This is a genomic window from Sphaerisporangium krabiense (assembly GCF_014200435.1).
In the GTDB taxonomy this organism is placed as follows: domain Bacteria; phylum Actinomycetota; class Actinomycetes; order Streptosporangiales; family Streptosporangiaceae; genus Sphaerisporangium; species Sphaerisporangium krabiense.
This window is the reverse complement of record NZ_JACHBR010000001.1, coordinates 714,039-735,712: the sequence shown is the minus strand read 5'-3', so window position 1 is coordinate 735,712 and position 21,674 is coordinate 714,039. Positions and strand designations below refer to the sequence as shown.

19 protein-coding genes and 1 pseudogene are annotated in these 21,674 nt (G+C 72.9%); 10 read left to right on the top strand and 10 right to left on the bottom strand.

Annotated features, from left to right (window positions below; all coding sequences use genetic code 11):
• Positions 1 to 3 precede the first annotated feature (3 nt).
• The 4 genes from rpsD to truA all read left to right on the top strand — a co-directional run bounded on the left by rpsD (position 4) and on the right by truA (position 3,783).
• Positions 4 to 630 (top strand): 30S ribosomal protein S4, encoded by a 627-nt coding sequence (gene rpsD / locus BJ981_RS03055; RefSeq protein ID WP_184608206.1) that lies wholly within the window; start codon positions 4 to 6, stop codon positions 628 to 630.
• Between the two features lie 109 nt (positions 631 to 739).
• Complete coding sequence (locus BJ981_RS03050; protein ID WP_184608205.1) at positions 740 to 1,756, top strand: DNA-directed RNA polymerase subunit alpha; 1,017 nt, start codon at positions 740 to 742, stop codon at positions 1,754 to 1,756.
• A 143-nt stretch (positions 1,757 to 1,899) separates the two neighbouring features.
• The gene (gene rplQ / locus BJ981_RS03045; RefSeq protein WP_184608204.1) at positions 1,900 to 2,460 is read left to right on the top strand and encodes a 50S ribosomal protein L17; all 561 of its coding nucleotides are present in this window, start codon (positions 1,900 to 1,902) and stop codon (positions 2,458 to 2,460) included.
• Between the two features lie 480 nt (positions 2,461 to 2,940).
• A complete protein-coding gene (gene truA / locus BJ981_RS03040; RefSeq protein WP_184615557.1) occupies positions 2,941 to 3,783 on the top strand; it encodes a tRNA pseudouridine(38-40) synthase TruA in 843 nt (280 codons plus the stop codon).
• A 63-nt stretch (positions 3,784 to 3,846) separates the two neighbouring features.
• Here truA and BJ981_RS03035 read toward each other — a convergent pair whose 3' ends face one another.
• From BJ981_RS03035 to BJ981_RS03025, 3 genes are all read right to left on the bottom strand, one after another.
• Positions 3,847 to 4,971, bottom strand: a complete 1,125-nt coding sequence (locus BJ981_RS03035) for a hypothetical protein (protein WP_184608203.1) — start codon at positions 4,969 to 4,971, stop codon at positions 3,847 to 3,849.
• A 2,316-nt stretch (positions 4,972 to 7,287) separates the two neighbouring features.
• On the bottom strand, positions 7,288 to 9,180 hold the full coding sequence (locus tag BJ981_RS03030) for a hypothetical protein (RefSeq protein WP_184608202.1): 1,893 nt from the start codon (positions 9,178 to 9,180) through the stop codon (positions 7,288 to 7,290).
• 152 nt (positions 9,181 to 9,332) lie between these two features.
• Positions 9,333 to 10,073, bottom strand: a complete 741-nt coding sequence (locus tag BJ981_RS03025) for a CAP domain-containing protein (RefSeq protein ID WP_184608201.1) — start codon at positions 10,071 to 10,073, stop codon at positions 9,333 to 9,335.
• Positions 10,074 to 10,548: 475 nt separating this feature from the next.
• On the opposite strand from BJ981_RS03025, the gene rplM reads away from it, so the two are divergent.
• From rplM to glmM, 3 genes are read left to right on the top strand one after another with little or no spacing between them, the layout of a single operon-like run.
• Positions 10,549 to 10,992: a 50S ribosomal protein L13 gene (gene rplM, locus BJ981_RS03020; RefSeq protein WP_184608200.1), complete on the top strand. Its 444-nt coding sequence runs from the start codon at positions 10,549 to 10,551 to the stop codon at positions 10,990 to 10,992.
• Between the two features lie 51 nt (positions 10,993 to 11,043).
• On the top strand, positions 11,044 to 11,571 hold the full coding sequence (rpsI, locus tag BJ981_RS03015) for a 30S ribosomal protein S9 (protein ID WP_184608199.1): 528 nt from the start codon (positions 11,044 to 11,046) through the stop codon (positions 11,569 to 11,571).
• Positions 11,568 to 12,929 (top strand): phosphoglucosamine mutase, encoded by a 1,362-nt coding sequence (gene glmM / locus BJ981_RS03010; RefSeq protein ID WP_184608198.1) that lies wholly within the window; start codon positions 11,568 to 11,570, stop codon positions 12,927 to 12,929. The genes rpsI and glmM overlap by 4 nt, the downstream gene beginning before the upstream one ends.
• An 85-nt stretch (positions 12,930 to 13,014) precedes the next feature.
• Here glmM and BJ981_RS03005 read toward each other — a convergent pair whose 3' ends face one another.
• Positions 13,015 to 13,542 carry a hypothetical protein gene (locus tag BJ981_RS03005; protein ID WP_184608197.1) on the bottom strand — a complete coding sequence of 176 codons (528 nt, stop codon included), beginning with the start codon at positions 13,540 to 13,542 and terminating at the stop codon, positions 13,015 to 13,017.
• A gap of 134 nt (positions 13,543 to 13,676) precedes the next feature.
• On the opposite strand from BJ981_RS03005, the gene BJ981_RS03000 reads away from it, so the two are divergent.
• Positions 13,677 to 14,051 carry a hypothetical protein gene (locus tag BJ981_RS03000; protein ID WP_184608196.1) on the top strand — a complete coding sequence of 125 codons (375 nt, stop codon included), beginning with the start codon at positions 13,677 to 13,679 and terminating at the stop codon, positions 14,049 to 14,051.
• A 6-nt stretch (positions 14,052 to 14,057) separates the two neighbouring features.
• Here BJ981_RS03000 and BJ981_RS02995 read toward each other — a convergent pair whose 3' ends face one another.
• From BJ981_RS02995 to coaA, 6 genes and pseudogenes are all read right to left on the bottom strand, one after another.
• Positions 14,058 to 14,774, bottom strand: coding sequence for an ABC transporter permease (locus tag BJ981_RS02995; protein ID WP_184608195.1), 717 nt, complete (start codon positions 14,772 to 14,774; stop codon positions 14,058 to 14,060).
• A complete protein-coding gene (locus BJ981_RS02990; protein ID WP_184608194.1) occupies positions 14,771 to 15,688 on the bottom strand; it encodes an ABC transporter ATP-binding protein in 918 nt (305 codons plus the stop codon). Before BJ981_RS02990 ends, BJ981_RS02995 begins: the two co-directional genes overlap by 4 nt.
• Positions 15,685 to 16,599, bottom strand: a complete 915-nt coding sequence (locus BJ981_RS02985) for an ABC transporter permease (protein WP_184608193.1) — start codon at positions 16,597 to 16,599, stop codon at positions 15,685 to 15,687. Before BJ981_RS02985 ends, BJ981_RS02990 begins: the two co-directional genes overlap by 4 nt.
• Positions 16,592 to 17,407, bottom strand: a pseudogene (locus BJ981_RS02980) (ABC transporter ATP-binding protein); the annotation flags it as partial. The pseudogene BJ981_RS02980 and the gene BJ981_RS02985, both read right to left, overlap by 8 nt.
• Before the next feature lie 132 nt (positions 17,408 to 17,539).
• Positions 17,540 to 18,505, bottom strand: a complete 966-nt coding sequence (locus BJ981_RS02975) for a DUF389 domain-containing protein (RefSeq protein WP_184608191.1) — start codon at positions 18,503 to 18,505, stop codon at positions 17,540 to 17,542.
• Positions 18,506 to 18,534: 29 nt separating this feature from the next.
• Complete coding sequence (gene coaA / locus BJ981_RS02970; RefSeq protein WP_184608190.1) at positions 18,535 to 19,458, bottom strand: type I pantothenate kinase; 924 nt, start codon at positions 19,456 to 19,458, stop codon at positions 18,535 to 18,537.
• Between the two features lie 307 nt (positions 19,459 to 19,765).
• Between coaA and BJ981_RS02965 the strand changes: the two genes are divergently transcribed.
• A complete protein-coding gene (locus BJ981_RS02965) occupies positions 19,766 to 20,116 on the top strand; it encodes a holo-ACP synthase (protein ID WP_184608189.1) in 351 nt (116 codons plus the stop codon).
• A 57-nt stretch (positions 20,117 to 20,173) separates the two neighbouring features.
• The gene (locus BJ981_RS02960) at positions 20,174 to 21,664 is read left to right on the top strand and encodes an NAD(P)H-hydrate dehydratase (RefSeq protein ID WP_184608188.1); all 1,491 of its coding nucleotides are present in this window, start codon (positions 20,174 to 20,176) and stop codon (positions 21,662 to 21,664) included.
• The last annotated feature ends 10 nt before the right edge of the window (positions 21,665 to 21,674 follow it).

The window sequence follows — 21,674 nt, the reverse complement described above, 5'->3', positions numbered from 1 at the left end:
GAAATGGCTCGTTACACCGGAGCGGACTGCAAGCTCTGCCGCCGAGAGAAGACCAAGCTCTTCCTCAAGGGCGCCAAGTGTGAGTCCCCCAAGTGCCCCATCGAGATCCGTCCTTACCCGCCGGGTGAGCACGGCCGCGGCCGTCCCAAGGAGTCGGAGTACCAGCTCCAGCTCCGGGAGAAGCAGAAGACCCGCCGCATCTACGGCATCCTCGAGAAGCAGTTCCGCAACTACTACGAGGAAGCCAACCGCAAGGCCGGCAAGACCGGTGAGAACCTCCTCCAGATCCTGGAGAGCCGCCTGGACAACGTGGTGTTCCGGGCCGGTCTCGCCGTCTCGCGCGACGCCGCGCGCCAGCAGGTGCGCCACGGCCACATCCTGGTGAACGGCAAGAAGGTCGACATCCCGTCCTACCGGGTCCGGGAGCACGACATCATCGAGGTGCGCGAGAAGTCCCGCAACCTCATGCCGTACGAGGTGGCCCGCGCCACCGTCGGCGACAGGACCGTCCCGGCCTGGCTCGGCATCGTGCCGGACAAGCTGCGCGTCCTGGTGCACCAGCTCCCGGTCCGCCAGCAGATCGACACGCAGGTCCAGGAGCAGCTGATCGTCGAGCTCTACTCCAAGTAAGAGCTCGGGGCCCGTCCACCGGGCGCGCGTCTCGCGAGCCCGGTGGAGGGGGAGAACAACCATCGCGGTGGTCAAATAGCGGGCCCCGCGGAACCCAGGGGAGAACCCAATGCTGATCGCACAGCGTCCCTCCCTCCTCGAGGAGTCGATCGAGGAGACCAGGTCGCGGTTCGTCATCGAGCCGCTGGAGCCGGGCTTCGGCTACACCATCGGCAACTCGCTGCGCCGCACGCTGCTGTCCTCCATCCCGGGGGCGGCGGTCACGAGCATCCGCATCGAGGGCGTGCTGCACGAGTTCTCGACCGTGCCCGGGGTCAAGGAAGACGTCACCGACATCATCCTCAACCTCAAGGCGCTGGTCGTGTCCTCCGAGCACGACGAGCCGGTCGTGATGTACCTGCGCAAGCAGGGCCCCGGCGAGGTCACCGCCGCGGACATCGCGCCGCCCGCCGGTGTCGAGGTCCACAACCCCGACCTGCACATCGCCACGCTGAACGGCAAGGCCAAGCTGGAGATGGAGCTGACCGTCGAGCGCGGTCGCGGCTACGTCTCCGCCGCCCAGAACAAGCAGCCCGGCCAGGAGATCGGCCGCGTTCCCGTCGACTCGATCTACTCGCCGGTGCTCAAGGTCACCTACAAGGTCGAGGCCACCCGAGTCGAGCAGCGCACCGACTTCGACCGCCTCATCCTGGACGTCGAGACCAAGCCGTCGATGAAGCCCCGCGACGCCGTGGCCTCCGCCGGCAAGACCCTGGTCGAGCTGTTCGGCCTGGCGCGCGAGCTCAACGTCGAGGCCGAGGGCATCGACATCGGCCCGTCGCCGACGGACGCGGCGCTCGCCGCCGACCTGGCGCTGCCGATCGAGGAGCTGAACCTCACCGTTCGCTCCTACAACTGCCTCAAGCGCGAGGGCATCCACACCGTGGGCGAGCTCGTCGCGCGCAGCGAGCAGGACCTGCTGGACATCCGCAACTTCGGCGCCAAGTCCATCGAAGAGGTCAAGCAGAAGCTGCACGAGATGTCGCTGGCCCTGAAGGACTCGCCGCCCGGGTTCGACCCGACCGCGGTCGCCGGTGGCGACTACGACGACGAGGACTCCCGGTACGTCGAGACCGAGCAGTACTGATCCACCGGTCGCGGCCCTCTGCTCGCGGAGGGCCGCGATCACCGTATTTCACCTGACGGGAGCGCGCTCGCAGAGCGACCGAGCCTCCCGGCCCGACTCCGGTACCTGACACGGCCGGTGCGGGTTATCCCGAAGGAGACACCATGCCCAAGCCCGCTAAAGGTGCACGCCTCGGCGGCAGCCCGGCCCACGAGCGGCTGATCCTGGCGAACCTCGCCACTCAGCTGTTCCAGCACGGCCGCATCCGCACCACCGAGGCCAAGGCCAAGCGCCTCAGGCCGGTGGCCGAGCGTCTCATCACCAAGGCCAAGAAGGGCGACATCCACAACCGTCGCCAGGTTCTGACCGTGGTCAAGGACAAGGGCGTCGTCCACCACCTGTTCACCGAGATCGCGCCGACCTTCGCCGAGCGTCCCGGTGGCTACACCCGCATCACCAAGCTCGGCCCCCGCAAGGGCGACAACGCCCCCATGGCGCTGATCGAGCTGGTGAGCGAGCCGCTGAACGCCGCCACCGTGACCCGTACGGCTCCGGCCGCCGCCGCGCCGGCGCCCGCCGAAGAGGTCGTCGAGCTTCCCGCGGAGGACGTGCGCGCCGAGGACGCCCCGGCCGACGCGGCCCCGGCGGACGCCGCTCCCGCCGACGCCGCCTCCGACGAGGCGCCCGCGGACGAGAAGACCGAGTCCAAGAAGGACGAGGCCTGATCGAGCAGTGGTGAGGCCGGGGCCTGTTCCCGGCCGTCGGCCGATCGTGCACGGGCCCAGCGCACTTCACCGGTGTGCTGGGCCCGTGGCGTTCCGCCGCACCCCACGCGAGAGGAGCCCGCGATGACGAACCCACCCCGCCTTCCCGCCGCCCCGGGAACGGCCCCTGTCCCCACCGCCCCGGGGACCACTCCTGTTCCCGCCGGCCCGGGGAGCGCTCCTGTTCCCGCCGGGGGAACCTCCCCTGTTCCCGCCACGCTGGGAACCGCCGCGGTTTCCGTCTCCCCGGGAACCGCTCCTGCGACCTCCGTTGCTTCCACAAAGGCGTTCTCCGGTGCCGCGCCCGTGTCCGGCGCGCCCGTCACCTCCCCGGCCGTCGAGTCGCCGGGCTCCGCCGGTGACGGCCGGGAGCCGGGGAGCCACGCGTCTGACAGCGCGACGGCGGCAGAGGGCGGCGACGAGGTGCTCGTACGGCTCCGGATGGACCTCGCGTACGACGGCACGGATTTCTTCGGGTGGGCGCGGCAGCCGGGACTGCGTACCGTGCAGGGCGAGCTGGAGAAGGCCCTCGGCCGCGTCCTGCGCCTGGACCCGCCTCCCTCGCTGACCGTCGCCGGCCGCACGGACGCGGGCGTCCACGCGCGCGGGCAGGTGGTCCACCTCGACGTCCCGGCCGCCTCCCTGAGCGCGGTCGAGGGACGCCGCGCCACGACCCCGTGGAGCACGGCTGAGCGGCTCTCTGCGCTGACGCGGCGGCTCGCGGGTGTACTTCCCTTGGATGTGCGGGTGCGGGCCGTCACGGAGGCTCCTGAGGGCTTCGACGCGCGCTTCTCCGCCCTGTCCCGCCGGTACGCCTACCGGGTGGGCGACGCGCCCGGCGGCGTGGACCCGCTGCGCAGGAACGAGATCCTCTGGTACCCCCGGCCCCTGGACGTCGGCCGGATGAACGCGGCGGCGGCCCGGCTCATCGGCGAGCACGACTTCGCCGCCTTCTGCAAGCGCCGCGAGGGGGCCACCACGATCCGCGAGCTCCAGCGCCTGGAGTGGACCCGCGAGCCCGACGAGCTGCTCGTGGCCACGGTCGTGGCCGACGCCTTCTGCCACTCGATGGTCCGCGCGCTGGTCGGCGCGCTGCTCGCCGTCGGCGAGGGCAACCGGCCCGTCGAATGGCCGGGCACCGTGCTCGTCAACGCCGTCCGCGACTCCGGCGTCAGCGTCGCCCCCGCCCACGGCCTCTGCCTCGAAGAGGTCCGCTACCCCGCTCCCGAAGACCTGAGCGCCCGCGCCAGCCGAACGCGCCGCGTCCGCACCCTCGACCGCTGACCCGTCCTCATGGGCCGATCAGCGGTCGAGGCGCCTTACTCGGGCGCCGCGGGGGGCCTTTCCTCAGCCGGTGAGGCGTTTCTGGATCACTTTGGCGGTGTGGTCGCGGAAGGCGCCGCTGATGGGGGCGAGGTCCTTCTCGGCGGCGGTGGGGGTGTGGCCGTCGGCGTAGGTCGCGAAGCTGAAGATGATGTAGCGGCCCCAGACCAGCCCGGACGCGTACCCGCCGGCGATGTCCGCCTTGTCCGCGCCGCTGCCCGCGTCGCCCGCCAGGCCGCGGAACCAGACCGTCTTCGCCAGATCCTTCTTCTTGTCCACGGCGACGGCGGCCTGCTTGGTCGGGAACACCGCGATGCCGGTCGTGACGGCGTAACGCCGCTTGCCGTCCACGTACGTCGCCCGCAGCACCCGCGTGCACCCGGCCTTCTTCAGCGCCGTGGCGAACGTCCCGACCGCGGCCTTCTGCCACTGGGCGGTGAGGTCCACCTTGGCGCGGACGTAGGCGCGGCCCTCGACCGTCACCTTCTGCTGGGAGAACGCCTCCTTCAGCGTCAGCTTCTTCGGGTCGGTCTTCTCGGAGTTGAGCACCGTGGTCACGACCGGGGACGGCTCGGGCGAGGCCAGGTCCGTGGGCTCGGGGATCACGACGTCGACGGACGGCAGCGGCTCGGGCAGGCTCATCGGAGCGTTGTCCCGGTTGAACGCCTGGTAGCCGAAGACGGCGGCGGTGCCGACCGCGGCGACGGCCACGGCCACCCCGGCGACCAGCACCACGCGCTTGCGCGAGTTCCCTTCGGACGGCGCGGACGGCTGCTCCGGCGGCGGAACCGCGCCGGGCGGGACGAACGGGGGCCGTTCCTGCACCGCGCCCGAGGCCCCCGGCTGCCCGGCCTGCGCGCCGGACGCCGCCCGGTTCGCGTCCACGACCGGCCCCGTCGCGAGGACGGCCGAGCGGGCCGGGACGACGTCCTTGCCGGACGAGTGCCCGCCCGAGCCGGTGGACGGTGCGGCGGCGGGACCGTTCGGCCCCACGACGGGCGGCACGGCGGGACCGTTCGGCCCGGTGACAGGTGTGACGGCGGGGCCCATCAGGCCGGTGGGGTTGGCGGCGAGGGCGTTCGGACCGGTGGGGTTGGCGGCGGACGGAGGCGCGGAGCCGGTTCCCGGCGGGGCGGCCGTCGGAGCCATGGGGGAGTTCGGGCCGGGAGCGGTGGGGGGTGCCGGTGAGGGCGCGGGCGCCGTGGGGATCGGGGACGCCAGGGGAGTGGCGTCACTGGGTGACGCGGACCTGATGGCTGCAGCCTGGGGCTCCGAGCCCAGCGGCGGCACCAGGGACAGGCTCCGCGGCGCGGGCGGAAGCGGGGTGCCAGGGGCCGGCGGGGGTCGCAGTCGTGCCGTGCCGGAATCGGTTCGTATCTCGCTGTTCGTCGATGCCGGACCCAGGACGTCCTTGGGTCCGGCGCCGGCCGCGGCCGGCGTCTCCGCGGACCCGGAGTACGGCGGCGTCCGGGTCAGGGCGTCGCTGGTCACCGGCGCGGGGGGAAGCGGCGTGCCCGGCGGCGGAAGAGGCCCTGAGGGAGCCGGTCCCGAGGGGGCCGGCCCGGACGGAGACCCCGGGAGGGCTGGTCCTGAGGGAGACGCCGAAGGGGCCGGTCCAGGGGGAGTTCCTGGCGTAGCGGCCGACGGCGGGGGTGTGGGGGATGACGTCTGCGCGGCCCCGGGGTCTCGCCGGGCCGAACCGGGCCAGGGAGGAAGCGTCACCGGCGCGGGAGGCAGCGGCGTGCCCGGCACCCTGCCGGACGTGGTCGCGGGCTTCGGCGGGGGAGGCCCCGCCTGCGAGCGCGGAAGCAGAGGAACGCCCTTCCGCTCCTCTTGCCGATCGGCCGGGGACTGCTCACCCGTCGGCGGCCGCGCGCCGTGCTGGTCGGGGGGAGACTGCACACCTGCAGGTGGCTGCGCACCGTGCTGGGCCGCCGGGAACCGTACATCTGTCGGGTGCGCGCCGTGCTGGGCGGTCGGCGACTGCTCATGTGTGGGTGCCTGCGCGCCGTGCTGGGGTGCCGGGAGTTGGGGGGCGGAGGGGGAGTCCGAAGGGTCGGTCGTGGGCGGCGTCGCGGATGCGGACGGGCGCGGTGCCGGGATCGACGGTGTGGGGACCGGCGGAGGCGACGGCGCGGGCACCGTAGGCGTGGGGACGGGAGAGGGCGCGGGAACCGGCGAGGGCCTGGGACCAGGAGTCGCGGGCCCGCCCGGCCCGGCGGGCTCGGGCTTCGACGGCGACGGGATCTCCGCGCCGGCCTGGGACGGCTGTCCTGACGGCTCCCCTGGGGAACGCTCGCCACCGGCGACGGCACGCCCATGCGACTCACCGCCGACGTCGTCCGCGGGGCTCGACTCAAGGGGCCAGACGGGCACGTCTCCCGGCTCGCCGGGCCGTGTCGGTCTCGCCCGCTCGGTCGGCGACTGTGACCGACTGGCCGATGCCGCCGATGACCCCGGCGCCGCCGATGGTGCCGCTGCCGGTGGTCGTGCCGCCGGTGGCGCCGGTGCCGCCGGTGAGATCGACGGCGTCGACGCGTTCGGCATGGTCGGGGCTGAAGCGCCGGGGATCGCGGGGGCTTCCGTGGCCGCTGACGGGGTGGGGGTCCCAGCGCCCTGCGTGGCGGGGGCGCTCGGCGTGGCCGGGACGCCCGGTGTGGCCGTTGGCAGGGGTGTGTCGACGGGCGGGAAGGCGGGGAGTGTGCCGCCGGGGCGGGTCTGGTCCAGTTGCGATTCGCGGGAGGGGGTCAGCGGGAAGAGGTCGGCTGCCGGGCCGTTCGCCGTCCTGGGCACGGTCTGGTCCGGGTGGGCCATGGCCGGAGACGCCGGAGAGGATCCGGCGGGGCTCTGGTCGGTGCCGGGCCAGGGTTGGGTGCTCGGGGTTCGGGAGGCAGGGGTGTCGTCCAGCGGGTTGGACGGTCCGAACCACTCCTGCTCGCCGGGGAACCGCTCGGCGGCGGGCCACGGCTGTGATTCGCCACGCCCCCACGCCCGCCGCGTGTCCTCGGCGGGCACCTGACCGGTCCCTGAGTGAGGGCGGCCCCAGGAGCGGGGGGCGTCCATGGGAGACGGGGCGCCCGGGGGCGGCGGTGCCGGGGCGGGGTCGGGCTTCTTGGAGTGCTTGCTCGGCATGCCTGGGCGCGTCTGTCCGTCCGTGGGAGGTGCCGGGAAGGGGGAGTGGTCAGGGGATGTGTCGTGGGACCTCGCCTGCCGGTGTGGTGAGGCGGGGTTCTTCGTGTCGTCTTCGGTCCGTGGCACGGGCTGATGCGCCTGTCCGAAGCTCGGGGGCGGCATCGCCGGAGCCCCCGAACTCTCGGTCTCTCGCTCGTGCTCGGATCCGGAATCCTGGCCACGCATACGCGGAAGCGTATCCACAGTCGGAGATCGGCATACCGGTATGGGCGTTTCCGGGTCTAGGTCACACCCGATCTGTGTGGTTATGTGCGTTTATGGGGCTATTAAGTATCAATTGGTTTTCGCTCCGGTAAGCGCGCGTGTGTCCAGAGCCGCGAACACCGTCGCCTCCGTGATGTCGAGAGCGGCCCGATTGAGCTGCTTCATCTCGTTCTTGGAGGGCTTGTGCCCGTCCTTGTACTGGAACCACAGCATGACGAGGTAGTGCCCCTGCGGCCAGGCGGCGGCGAAGGACTCCCCGGGGCCGCCGAGCAGCTTGGTCGCCGTGTCCTTGCCGGGCAGCGGCGTCACGTAGTCGGCCAGCTCCTTGCCCGTCCCGGTCTTCCCGGCCTTCTTGGCGGCGGCGGCCGTCTTCAGGTTCCCCACGCCGACCGTCCCGATGAGGTCGCCCCGCTTGTCGCGGAAGCTGGCGCGCAGGAACTGCGTGCAGCCCCCCGCCTTCAGGGCCTTCTGGATGCCCGTGCCGTGCACCGCGTCGCCGCACTTCTTGTCCGTCCGGCGCACCGTCATCAGGTAGGACCGGCCGTGCGCGGTCACCGTCTTGTGGCCGAAGACCTCCTTCAGCGTGAGCGGCTGCGGGTCGGTCTTCCGTGAGGCCGCGAATCCGTACTTGTCATTGTTGCTCGTGACGATCGGGGCCTGCGCGGTCGGGCGAGTGTTGGGGACGGCGGCCGTCGTCGGCGGATCGTCGAGGCTGTTCAGGAACATGACGCCCGCGACGACCACGCCGATCAGGCCGACCAGGCCGCCGCCGACGATCAGCGGCGCCCGGGAACGCCGGTCGTCGGGCTCGGGCTCCGACCTGCGCGTCTCCATAGGGGGAGGCGGCGGTTCGCCTTCGGACGGACGGCCGTCCTTTCGCGGGCGGGAGAGCAGGCCGGGGCTCTGCGGCGCGAACGCCTCGAACGGGCGCTCCTCGGCGCCGGGCGTTTCCGGCGAGCCGGCGGGCCTGTCCGGCGACGCCTCGAAGGGTCGGTTCGGCGCGCGGCCGCCTCCGAACGACTCGGGCTGGGACTGCGCGGACTCGAAGGGACGGCTCGGGGCCCGGGGCGGCTCGAACGCCGAGGTCGGGCCCGGGGGTGATGCGGAGACCGGGGTCTGAGGGGATTCGTACGGCCGGGAGTCGGGCTTGCCGAAGACGCGCTCGAAGGGCTGGTTGAACGGCGTGGGGCCGTCCGGCTCCGCGAAGACGCCGCCACGCTCCCGTGGCGAGCCGGGCGCGCGCCCGCCGCCGAAGCCGTTCTGGCTCCCGGTCAGCGGGTCACTCGAAGACGAGGCGTTCGAGGACAGGGGGCTCGGCGGCGATGGGTTCGAGGAGAGAGGGTTGGGCGGCAGCGGATTCGAGGACAGGGGATCGGCGGGGAGAGGGCCGGCGCCTGGGCCGGGGGCGCTCTGGTCGCCGGGGCCGGGCTGTCCGTGGCCGGTGCCGCTCGCGGACGGGGTGTCGCCGAAGCGGAAGTCCTTGGAGAAGAGCGGGTCACCCTGGAAGCCGGAGCCACGCCCCGGGCCCGCCGGGGAAGCCCCGAAGCCTCCCGTCCCCGAGCCGGCCCCGCCCCCACCGGGAAGACCGGCGGACCCCAGAGCGCCGGCGTTCCCCTGAGGGCCGGACGGGCCGATTGGTCCGGTGTTCCCCTGGAGGGCGGATGTGCCGAAGGGCGTGGCGGCCGGGCCCGCGGACGGGTGGGGGCCGGTGTTCGCGCCTGGGCGGGGGGCGGCGTGCAGGTCAGGGTTCGTGGTGGATTCCTCGCCGGGGCCGCGCCCGAAGGGGGCGCCGGCGCCGCGGGGGTCCGAGGACTCGCCGGCGGCGGGGGATCCGAAGGGCGGGGCGCCCAGGGGGTCGTCCATGGGCAGGCCCTGCGCGCGCCTGCGGCGCTCTTCCATGCGGGACATGGGGTGTCGCGCGGGCTCGCCCTCCTCGGGCGGCGGGAGGGTGGGCCATGGCACGGAGGGGCCGGTGCGCTCTTCGGGGCGTTCTTCCGAGTCGCGCGACCCCGAGGGCTCCTGCGGCTCGTACGGGCGGTAAGGCTGACGGCGTTGTGGCTGATCCCCGGGGTAACCCATGCGCCGAGAGTAGCCCGGCGGCGCGACATAACAGGTCAGGAATAGCCGAAGTCCTGGGTCCACCAGATGTCGCCCGAGCCGTAGGCGACCCCGACGCCCACCGTCTTGATCTGGCAGTTCAGGATGTTCCTGCGGTGGCCGCTGTTGGCCATCCAGCCGCGCACGGCCTCCTCCGCGCTCTGGTAGCCGCGGGCGATGTTCTCGGCGGCGCTGGCGCTGTAGCCGGCGCGGGCCATGCGGTCCCACGGGCTGCCGCCGTCCGAGGAGGTGTGGCCGAAGTAGTTGCGCGCGGCCATGTCGCGGCTGTGGGCGCGGGCGGCGCGGGCGAGGCGGGGGTCGCTCCGCAGGGGCGCGCAGCCCTTGCGGGTCCGTTCCTGGTTGGTGAGCGCGACGGCCGCGGCCTCCAGGCGGGACGCGGGCACGGCGCCCTCGGGCGGGCCGGTCTCCTCGCTGCCGCTGGCCGTGCCCACGTTGGCGTCGGCGGGGATGCGCGACCCGGTGCCGTCGATGGTGTCGCGGGGCTTGGCGGACCGGGTGGGCGTGGGGCTGGGGTGCGGCGCCGCGGTGGAGGGCGCGCTCGGGCGCAGCACGCGGCCGAGCGACGGCAGCTTGGTGGCGGCGGCCTCGGGCGCGGCGAGCAGGCGGCCGCGCGCGGGGGTGGGCGCGGGTGTGCCGGTCTGCAGGTAGACCTCGACGGCGGGGGGCTCTGGCGGGTCGAGGCGGGAGACGACGACGCCGGCGAGCAGGGCCGCCGTCAGGCATGCCAGCAGGCCCACGTGGGTCCGCCTCGGGGGGAACCTCTGGGCGTTTCTGGGGGTGGGGCGCTGACTCATGCCGCTGCCAAATATAGAGAGGTCAGCTCATGTTACAGAAGAGACGCCGGGGACGGGTTTTTGTCGCGGAAAGGGCGTCCGAATCTGGTTCTGTGCCAGGTTTCGGACAGCGAACACCGCGATGCGTGCGAAACCGGAATTCCCGTGGCCCGGCGCTCGTGTCCTCTGGGACTTCGCGACGGCACCCGGTACGCTGGACGCACGGACCTGCCGGCGCCGTCGTCGTGGCGTACTCGTTTTGACCCGCGCATGTGTCGCCGGTAGTCTGCTCATTTGTTGTGTGTGGATCGGTCTGTCGTGACCGATGCGCGGCGCGTCCGGCGTCATCTCCCTGTTCGAGGAGACGGATGGTCTGGGCCGTCGTGCGCCCGCCCACGACCTACCGAGATGACGTCAATCCGACAGAAGGCTTACCACCGTGCGCACGTTCACCCCTAAGGCCACCGACGTAGAGCGTCAGTGGTACGTCATCGACGCCACCGACGTCGTGCTGGGTCGGCTGGCCACCCAGGTCGCGACGCTGCTCCGCGGTAAGCACAAGCCGATCTTCGCCCCGCACGTCGACACCGGTGACTTCGTCATCGTCATCAATGCCGACAAGGTGGCCCTGACCGGCAACAAGCTGGAGCAGAAGAAGGCGTACCGCCACTCGGGCTACCCCGGCGGCCTCCGCTCGGTGTCCTACGCCGAGCTGATGGAGAAGCGGCCGGACCGCGCCGTCGAGAAGGCCGTGAAGGGCATGCTGCCCAAGAACTCCCTCGGCCGGAAGATGGCCAAGAAGCTCAAGGTCTACGCCGGCGCCGAGCACCCGCACCAGGCGCAGCAGCCGGTCCCCTTCGAGCTCACCAAGATCGCCCAGTAGTCACCGTTGGCCGACCGCTGACGCCGATAGATCGAAAGTTAGAGGAGAACCGTGGCCGAGCCCACCGGTGTCGAGACGCCCTTCGAGGGCGAGCTGGACTTTGCGGACCCCTCCGGTGAGGAGTTCCCGTCCGAGTACACCAGCGAGTCCGCTCCGAGCAGTGACGTCGCCGCGCGTAAGCCCATCACCACGGGCAACTCGTACGGCACCGGCCGTCGCAAGGAAGCGATCGCCCGTGTCCGCATCGTGCCGGGGACCGGCAAGTGGACCATCAACGGTCGCTCGCTGGAGAACTACTTCCCCAACAAGGTGCACCAGCAGATCGTCAACGAGCCCTTCGTGACGCTCGGCGCCGAGGACCAGTTCGACGTCTTCGTCCGCATCGACGGCGGCGGCGTGACCGGTCAGGCCGGCGCCGTGCGCATGGGCCTCGCCCGTGCGCTGACCGCGCTGGACACCGAGACCAACCGCCCGCCGCTGAAGAAGGCCGGCTTCCTCACCCGCGACGCCCGGGAGAAGGAGCGCAAGAAGTACGGCCTCAAGAAGGCCCGCAAGGCTCCTCAGTACAGCAAGCGTTGACGGGCCGGCTGTTCGGCACCGATGGAGTCCGTGGGGTCGCGGGCCGCGACCTCACGGCCGAGCTCGCCATGGACCTGTCGGTCGCGGCGGCTCATGTCCTCGGCGACGCCGGAGCATTCGAGTCGAGCGTCGGGCGGCGTGGCCGCCCGGTCGCCGTCGTGGGCCGGGACCCTCGCGCCTCAGGAGAATTCCTGGAGGCCGCGGTGGTCGCCGGCCTCGCGTCGTCTGGAGTGGACGTGCTGCGCCTCGGCGTGCTGCCCACCCCGGCCGTCGCCTACCTGACGTCGGCGCTCGGCGCCGACCTCGGGGTCATGCTGTCCGCCTCGCACAACCCGGCGCCGGACAACGGCATCAAGTTCTTCGCCCGTGGCGGCTTCAAGCTGCCGGACGCGGTGGAGAACGACATCGAGCGGCGGCTCGGTGAGAAGTGGAACCGTCCGGTCGGCGCCGCCGTCGGCCGCGTGCGCGACGCCTACGGCGAGGCCGACCGTTATGTCTCGCACGTCCTGACGAGCGTCGACGGCCGCCTGGAGGGCCTGCGCCTGGTCGTGGACTGCGCGCACGGCGCCGCGCACATGGTCGCCCCCGAGGCGCTGCGCCGCGCGGGCGCCGTGGTGGAGACCATCGGCGCCGCCCCCGACGGCCTCAACATCAACGAGGGCGTCGGGTCCACGCACCTGGACGCGCTGCGCACGGCCGTCGTGGAGCGCGGCGCCGACGCGGGCGTGGCCTATGACGGCGACGCCGATCGCTGCCTGGCCGTGACGGCCTCCGGCGAGGTGGTGGACGGCGACCAGATCATGGCGGTCCTGGCGCTGGCCATGCGCGAGGACGGCACGCTGGCCAAGGACACGGTCGTGGCCACGATCATGTCCAACCTCGGCTTCAAGATCGCCATGCGCAAGGCCGGGCTGACCATGGTGGAGACCGCGGTCGGCGACCGGTACGTCCTGGAGGCGATGAAGGCCGGGGGGTACAACTTCGGCGGCGAGCAGTCCGGCCACGTCGTGATGCTCGACCACGCGACGACCGGGGACGGCCTCCTCACCTCGCTGCACCTGCTCGCGCGGGTCGCCCGGTCGGGCCGCTCCCTGGGAGACCTGGCCTCGGTCATGACCCGGCTGCCGCAGGTGCTGGTCAACGTGCGCGACGTGTCCAAGATCAAGGCCGAGACGTCCGTGGAGCTGGCCTCCGCCGTGCGGGAGGCGGAGAGCTCGCTCGGCGACTCCGGCCGCGTGGTGATCAGGCCGAGCGGCACCGAGCCGATGGTCCGCGTGATGGTCGAGGCCGAGTCCCAGGACGAGGCCGAGCGCATCGCCGGACGGCTGGCCGAGGTCGTGCGCGCCACCTGCGCCTGACCTTCGGGCGGGCCGCCCGGAGACGTGCGAAAAGGCGGGGTCCTCCCTCCGGGGAGGGCCCCGCCTTTCGTCGTCCGTCCGGTGCTCAGCGGGCCCGGAGCGCGGCGGCGAACCATTCGAACGCCGGGACGCCGCTCGGAAAGGGCGGGCGGTCGTTGAGCACGCCCATCAGCTCCCAGAACCGCTCGACCCGCCGGTCGGTGAAGATCTCCACCCGCGTGGCGACGCGCTCGCGCTCCGCGGCGGGCGTGCCGGCCGGGATGAGCTTGGCGAGGATCTCCTGTCCCTCGGGGGAGCCGGGCGCGACCCCGGCCGCCACGGCGCCGCCCGCGTGCTCGATGACCGGCTGCGCGTCGTACCCCTCGCCGTCGCCGCCCTTGGCGCCCTCGACCGCCATCTGGCGCACGCGCCGCCGGAAGCCGTCGTCCGCGACCAGCCCGGCCAGTTCCTCCCACGCGCGGGCCTTCTCGGGGCCGAGCTCGTCCGGCTCGTCGGGCAGCACCCGCATGCCCTCGGCGATGCGCGCCCCGGGCGCGTCCGGCTCGACGCCGGCGAACGCCTCGTCCACGAACGCGTCGATGATCCGCCGTCTTTCCCGCGCGGAATCCGCCATGATCGTCATCTCCTCTCGGTCAGGTCATTCCTTCGAGGAGCAACCCTCCACCCTCCAGTAGGTGGAGACTCAAGTGGATATCCTCCCGTACCGGCGGCTCGGGGGTGGGGCGCCGTCCCTTAGGGTGAATTCTCGTGGTCCACCGGTACAGGCATCAGTTGATCGCCGTCGGCTCGCTCGCCGCGGGGGCGCTCGCGACCTGGATCCTCGCCGCCACCGGAACCGACGGCTACTTCTTCCGCTCCCTGCTGTACCCGTGGACGTTCGCCGCCGTCCTCATCGCCGGAGTCGTGCTCGGCGTGTTCGTGCCGGTCAAGACCGCCGTGGCGGCGCTGGTGCCGTTCACGGCGCCCCAGCCCGTCCTCGCGGTGTGGCAGGGGGTGTCGCCGCGGACGACCGACACCCCCGGGCTGTGGGCGGTGGGGTTCGCCGCCTCCAGCGTGCTGCTGGTCTTCGCGGTCGGCTGCATCGCCATCGGCGTCTGCGTGCGCCTGATGTTCCGCAGGTGAGCGCCGTCACTCCTCGCCGGCGAGCGAGACGGTGCGCAGCCGCCGGCCGGCCCACAGCACCGACCCGACCGTGACGATCAGCACGGCGGGCACGGCGAAGCCCATGCTGACCGTGGCCTCGAAGAAGTTCGACGTGCTGACCTGCGCGGCGATGGTCTGCGCCCACTGCTGGATGGAGAGGTTCTTGGCGCCCTGCACGTAGCCGCCGACGAGGTTCTCCCACACCACGGCGTAGATGATGCCGACGGTGACGGCGTGCCGGGTGACGACGCCGAGGAACAGGAACACCCCCGCGTAGGCGATGCCGCCGACCAGCGCGCCGAGCGCGAAGCCCGCCGCGATGCCGGCCTCGTCGCCGAGGATGATGTACCCGGCGACGTAGGTGGGCACGGCGGCGAACAGCGCGAGCAGCGAGGCCGCCACGGCGAACTTGGTGACGGCGATCACCGGCCGCGGGATCGGCTTGGACAGCAGGTGGATGATCGTGCCGTCGTCGATCTCGGGCGCGATGGTGCCCGTCCCGGCGATCAGCCCGAGCAGCGGCAGCATCGTGCCCACGGCGTACACCTGCATGAGGCGGACGGCGGCGCTCTCGCTGGTGCTGCCGAGCGCGCGCAGCAGGATCGCCAGGCCGATGAGCAGCAGCGGCAGCAGGAGCAGCAGCAGCACCCTGCGGCGCCCGAGCACGGCGCGGTAGGTGATTCCGGCGACGACGGAGTTCATCGGGTGCTCCCGGAGATCAGGTAGGAGAAGACGCTCTCAAGGTCCTCGTCGGCGGGGGAGACCTGCCAGACCGAGACCCCGGCGTCGCGGGCGACCCTCGGCAGCAGCCAGGTGAACCTGCGGAAGTCCACGGCCTGGACCTCCAGGCCCTCCGCGCCGAGGGAGACCGCGCCCGAGGAGGCGTCGGCGATCAGCGCGGCGGCCAGCCGCCGGTCGTCGCTGGAGCGCACGCGGAACAGGTGGGGCCGGTCGGTCATGCGGCGGCGGATCTCGCGGAAGTCGCCGGAGGCGGCGTGGCGTCCGGCGACGAGCACCTCGATGTGCTGGGCGACCCGCTCGACCTCCTCCAGGATGTGGCTGCTGAACAGGATGGTGCGCCCGGCGGCGCCGAGGTCCTTGACGAGGTCCATCAGGTGGAGGCGCTGGCGCGGGTCCATGCCGTTGAACGGCTCGTCCAGCAGCAGGACCTTCGGGTCGTGGACCAGCGCGGCGGCGACCTTGACCCGCTGGCGCATGCCCTTGGAGTAGGTCTCGACGCGGCGGTCCTTCGCGCCCTCCATCTCGACCATGGCGAGGGCCTTGGCCGCGGCGTCCTCCGGGGACGGCAGGCGGTGCAGGCGGGCGCTGGACAGCACGAACTGCCAGCCGGTCAGGAAGCCGTACACGGCCTCGCGCTCGGGGACCAGCCCGATGGAGCGGTAGATCTGGTGGTTGCGCCAGATCGTCTTCCCGTCGAGGGTCGCCGAGCCGGTGGAGGGGGCCAGGAAGCCGGCCATCATGTGGAGCAGGGTGGACTTTCCCGCGCCGTTCGGGCCGAGCAGCCCGGTCACGCCGGGGCCGATGGTCATCGTGACGTCGTTGACCGCGACCACGTTGCCGTACCAGCGGGAGACCTGCCGGAGTTCGATGATCATGATGCGGCCGCCTTGCGGTAGCGGAGGACGAGGGCGGTCACGCTCAGGGCGATCAACGCCACGATGGCCACCAGGGCGACGGGCCCGCCGGCGTCCGGGGGATAGCCGCCGTCGTTGTTGGGCGTGGTGCCGAACAGCCAGACCTGGAGGCAGTCCACCAGGAAGAACGGGTTGACCAGCCACGCCCAGGCCGCGGCGGAGTCACGGCTGACCGACATCAGCACGCCGACGAGCACGGCGGAGACGCCGGAGGTCAGCAGGTAGACCGCGATGACCGCCGCGACGCCGAGCCCGCGCCGCGGGGTGAACGAGGCGATCGCGACCCCGAGGCACCCCAGCAGCACCGCGAAGACGACCGCGCCGGCGAGCGCGGCGAAGTACTCCTTGGTGTGCGGCGGGCCGGGCATGTCGACGAGCAGCTCGCCGATGTAGGTGACGGTGATCGGCACCGCGACGAGCAGGAACATCGCGATCGTCATGGCGGTGAGCTTGGCCGTGATGTAGTCGCCCTTGGTCACCGGGCGCGACAGGTACAGCGGCAGCACCCGGAACCGCAGGTCCGGCGCGACCAGGTAGGGCGCCTGGGCGGCGAGGAAGACCGCGAGCACGGCCTGCATGGCCACCGCGAACGTCGGATAGGCGACGCCCTGCTGCTTCGCCACGACCATGATCGCGATGGACACGACGGCCGGCAGCAGCATGATCCCGGCCAGCAGGAACGGCATGATCTTGGCGCGCGCGGTGCGGCCGAGCCCGAACAGGCCGCGCAGGCTGTGGAGGGTCAGCGCGGCCAGCGAGGCGCCACGGCCGAGCCGCCGGCCCTCGTAGTGGCGGTAGCCGATGTCGTGGATGACACCGGTGGGCGCGGCGGGGGACCCGGGGACGGTCGCCGCCGGGGACGGCTCAGACACTGGCGGCCTCCTGCCGGAAGACGTCCTCGATGCGGTGGCGGCCCTGCTCCAGCCGGACCAGGGACAGGCCCAGGTCGACGACGGCGTCGCGGACGAGGTCGAAGGTCTCGGGCGAGCCGGCGTCCACGCTCAGCAGGCGCCCGTGCGCGGTGACGGACCGCCCGAGGGACGTCAGCCGCTCGGCCAGGGCCTCCTGACCCTCCTCGACCTCGATGGTGATCGACCGGGTGGCCTGGGTGAACTCGCCGATGGCGGAGGAGCGCAGCAGGCGGCCTCCGTCGATGACGATCACGTGGTCGCAGACGCGCTCCAGCTCGCCGAGCAGGTGGGAGGTCACCATCACGCTGATGCCGAACTCGGCGCCGATGCGCCGGATCAGGGCGAGCATCTCGTCGCGGCCCTGCGGGTCGAGGCCGTTGGTGGGCTCGTCCAGGAAGACCAGCCGGGGGTCGTGGACGAGCGCCTGGGCCAGCTTGACCCGCTGGCGCATACCGGTGGAGTAGCCGCCGATGGGCCGGTAGCGCTCCTCGTACAGCCCGACGTGGCGCAGCGTGTCGGCGGCGCGCTCGCGGGCGGCGCTGCGCGGCAGGCCGGCCATCTGGGCCATGTGCACCGTGAACTCGGTGGCGGACATGTCGGGCGGGAGGCAGTCGTGCTCGGGCATGTAGCCGACGGACCTGCGGATCTCCAGCCCCTGGGTGGCGGGGCTCAGGCCGAGCACCGTCGCGCTGCCCTCGGTGGGCGGCAGCAGCCCCAGCAGGATCTTGATGAGTGTGGACTTCCCCGCGCCGTTGGCCCCGACCAGGCCGGTGACGCCGGCCCCCGCGGTGACGGTGAGCCGGTCCAGCGCCGTCACGCGGGGAAAGCGTTTGGTGAGTCCCTCGGTGGCGAGGATGGTCATGACGGGACACTATCCAACGGCCGGACCCCGGCTCCTCCGTCAGACGGAGGAATTCCGCCTCATCCGCCCGGGGGGTGGGGCGATACGCAGGCCGTACCTGGCCCAGAAGAACCGCTGCGCGAGCAGCGTGACCGTGCCCGCGATCGCCATGCCCGCGATGTTCACCAGCAACTGCGTCGCCGAGCCCGCGACGTCCTGCCACCTGCCGAGCGCGACGGCGACGGCCGCGTACCCGGCCGCCGGGACGGTGGTGACCGAGATGAAGACGCCGACCAGGGCGGACGACTTGCCCGCCGTCACCGACAGCACCCCGGCCGCCCCCGCGAGCAGCGCCACGATGAACGCCCACTTGTCCGGCTTCACGATGAAGGTCACCTCGTCGTGCCCGTTCAGGCTGCCGGGGCCGATCCATCCCAGCCCGCGCACCGCGAGCGCGCACGCGCAGGTGACGGCGATCGCGACCGCGAACCCGATCAGCAGCGTGCGGGCGGCGGCCAGCATCAGCCGCGGGTCCCGGCGCAGCAGGCCGAACGAGACGGCGGCCACCGCACCGAACTCGGGCCCGAGGACCATCGCGCCCACGATGAGGATGAGCGAGGGGAGCAGCACGCCGATGGCGGCGAGCTGCGTGGCGATGACGAGGAACGCCAGGTACGCCCACGTGACGCGGGCGTCGGCCGAGACCTGCCCGGCCAGCTCGTCCCAGATCACCGCGTCCTCGGGCGCGCCGGGGGCCTCGGCCTCGGCCTCCTCGGCGACCCGGGACAGGGACAGGTCCACCCGCTCCACCGCGATCGAGCCCTCCTCGGCCACGCCGAGCTCCTTCAGGCGGGTCAGGACCTCGTTGGCGGCCTCCCTGGCCACGTCGAAGAGGATCACGTCGCCCTCGGGACGGCGGCCCGCCCCCGGGAGCACGACGACGTTGGTCACCCCCGTCGCGGACTCCAGCATCCCGGTGACCTCGGCGGAGCGGTCGCACGGGCAGATGATCCTCAGATGCAGCACCGCAAAAGCCTATGACCGGGCGCCTGGCCCTAGGTACGGCGCAGGCGGACCCTGCGCACGGCGTGGTCCGCGCCCTTGTGCAGCACCAGCCCCGCGCGCCCGCGCGTGGGGGCGATGTTCTCGACCAGGTTGAGCTCGTTGACGTCCCGCCAGACGTTTCGCGCGAAGCGGGTCGCCTCCTCGTCCGACAGCTCGGCGATGTAGGAGAAGTAGGACTTGGGGTCGGCGAAGGCGGTGCGCCGCAGCTTGTGGAACCGGTCGACGTACCAGGTGCGGATGTCCTCGACCCTGGCGTCCACGTAGATGGAGAAGTCGAAGTAGTCGTTGACGGCCAGCGCCGCCGGGGGAGCGGGCTGCAGGACGTTCAGCCCCTCGACGAGGAGGATGTCGGGTCTGCGCACCGTCTGCACGGCCCCGGGCACGATGTCGTACTCCAGGTGGCTGTAGACCGGGGCGTGGACCTCGGGGACGCCGGCCTTGACCTCGGCGACGAAGCGGACCAGCGCCCTGCGGTCATAGCTCTCCGGGAAGCCCTTGCGGTGGGCGATGCCCCGCTCGTCCAGCACCTTGTTGGGGTACAGGAAGGAGTCGGTGGTGATCAGCTCCACCCGGGAGTGCTCGGGCCAGCGGGCCAGCAGGGTGTGCAGCAGCCGCGCGGTCGTCGACTTGCCCACCGCGACGCTGCCCGCGATGCCGAGGATGTACGGCGGCGGGGCCTGGTCGTCGCCGAGGAAGGTGTTGACCGCCGCGCTGCGCTGCCGTGCGCCGGTGAAGTGCAGGTTCAGCAGCCGGGTCAGCGGAAGGTAGATGTCGGTGACCTCGGTCAGGTCGATCGGGTCGTCCACGCCGCGCAGCTCTTCCAGCTCCCCGGCCGTCAGCGTGAGAGGCGTGTTCCTGCGCAGCTCCCGCCATTCCTCGCGGCTGAGCTCGACGTACGGACTAGGTGCCTCCATGGCGGCAAACTCTACTGAGCGCCCCGCGGTCGGCCCCGGGCCACCCCCGGGACGCGGGACCCCTGAAGGCCCGGGGGGCCGTGACAATCCCGTGACCAGGTGTCTAGGGGGTGAAGCGGAGTGATACCGGGGGGCACTGCGAGGAGACCTCCGCCGCCGGAGTGGGGCAAGATTGTGCCGTGACGCTCTGGCCGCCACCTGCCGCCCCGGTGCGCCGGAGCGTTGGCACTCCCGTTGACGCGCGGGCCCCGCGCGGGCCGGTCCCGGCGCGCGCCCGTCGCGGACGCCGGCCCCGGAGGGCCGAGGCGTGATCGTCGGCATCGGCGTGGACATCGTCGAGATCGCCCGCCTCGCCACCGCGTTGGAACGTACCCCTAAGCTCCGCGAGCGTCTGTTCACCGAGGTCGAGATCGGTCTGCCCATCGCCTCGCTGGCCGCGCGCTTCGCCGCCAAGGAGGCCGCGGCCAAGGCGCTCGGCGCGCCGCCCGGCCTGGCCCACAAGGACGCCGAGATCACCACGGCGGCCCTCGGGCGTCCCATCCTCAGGCTCAAGGGCCGGGTCGACGAGCTGGCGCGCGAACTCGGCGTGCGGTGGTGGCACGTCTCGCTCAGCCACGACGGCGGGTTCGCGATCGCGTACGTGGTCGCGGAAGGGTGACCCGCGCCCCGGCGGGTGGCGTTCACCGGGTGATCGGGGAAAGCTAGATTCGGTGGAATGCTGAGCGCGTACACCTCCGACGAGATCAGGGCCGCCGAGCGGGAACTCATGGCCCGCCTCCCCGACGGCACGCTCATGCGGCGGGCCGCCACCGGCCTCGCGGCCACGTGCGCGGGCCTGCTCCCCCGCGTGTACGGCGGGCGCGTCGTCGTGCTGGCGGGCGGCGGCGACAACGGCGGCGACGCCCTGTACGCGGGGGCGGCGCTGGCCCGCAGGGGAGCGCGGGTCCACGCGATCCTCGCCGGTCGCACGGCGCACGAGGGCGGGCTCGGCGAGCTGCGCCGCGCGGGCGGCCGCGTCGCCGAGGCCCGCTCCGGGGACGCCGTCCTGATGGAGGACCTGATCGTCCGGGCCGACCTGGTCATGGACGGCCTGGCGGGCATCGGCGGCGCCGGGCCGCTGCGCGAGCCGTACGCCACGCTGGCCCGGCTGTGCCGGCGGGCCGAGGGCGTCGTCGTCGCGGTGGACGTGCCGAGCGGCGTGGACGCGAGCACCGGCGAGGTCGCGGGCGAGGCCGTGCGCGCCGACGTCACGGTGACCTTCGGAGCGGTCAAGATCGGCCTGCTGATCGACCCGGGCGCGAGCCACGTGGGCGCGCTCACCCCCTTCGACATCGGGCTTCGTCCCTGGCTGCCCGAGCCGGGCGTGGTCGCGCTCACCGGCGCCGACGTCGCCGCCCGCCTGCCGCGGCCGGGCCCGGAGTCCGACAAGTACCGCCGGGGCGTGGTCGGCGTCGTCGCCGGCAGCGACCGCTTCACCGGCGCCGCCGTGCTGACCGTGGGCGGGGCCGTGCGCGCGGGGGCGGGGCTGGTGCGCTTCGCGAGCTCCGCCGAGCCCGTCGCGCGGGTCAGGGCCCGCTGGCCCGAGGCCGTGACCACGGTCCTCGCGCCGGGCGAGGGCATCGGCGAGGTGGGGCGGGTGCAGGCGTGGGTGCTCGGCCCCGGCATGGGCACCGGCGAGGACGCCCACGCGCTCGCCAGGTCCGTCCTCGGCAGCGACGTGCCCGTGATCGTGGACGCCGACGGCCTCACCCTGGTCGCCCGGGACCGCTCCCTGCTGCGCCGCGAGGCCCCCACGCTCCTCACCCCGCACACCGGCGAGCTCGGCCGCCTGCTCGGCGTCCCCTCGGGCGAGATCGAGGCCGCCCGGCTGCGCCACGCGCGGCGGGCCGCCGAGGAGCTGAGCGTGACCGTGCTGGTCAAAGGGTCGACTACGCTGGTCGCCGAGGAGGGCAGGCCGGTCCGCGCGAACCTCACGGGCACCCCCTGGCTGGCCACCGGCGGCACGGGCGACGTGCTCGCCGGCATCGCGGGAGCCTTCCTCGCGGCGGGCATGACCTGCTACGAGGCCGCCTCGTGCGCGGCCCACGTCCACGGCCTCGCCGCCCGCATGGCGGCCGGCGGCCCCGGCGAGGGCGAGGCGCCCGTCGCGGCGCTCGACGTCGCCCTGGAGCTCCCCGCGGCGCTCCGCTCCCTGACGGTGGGCTGACAGGTTTACC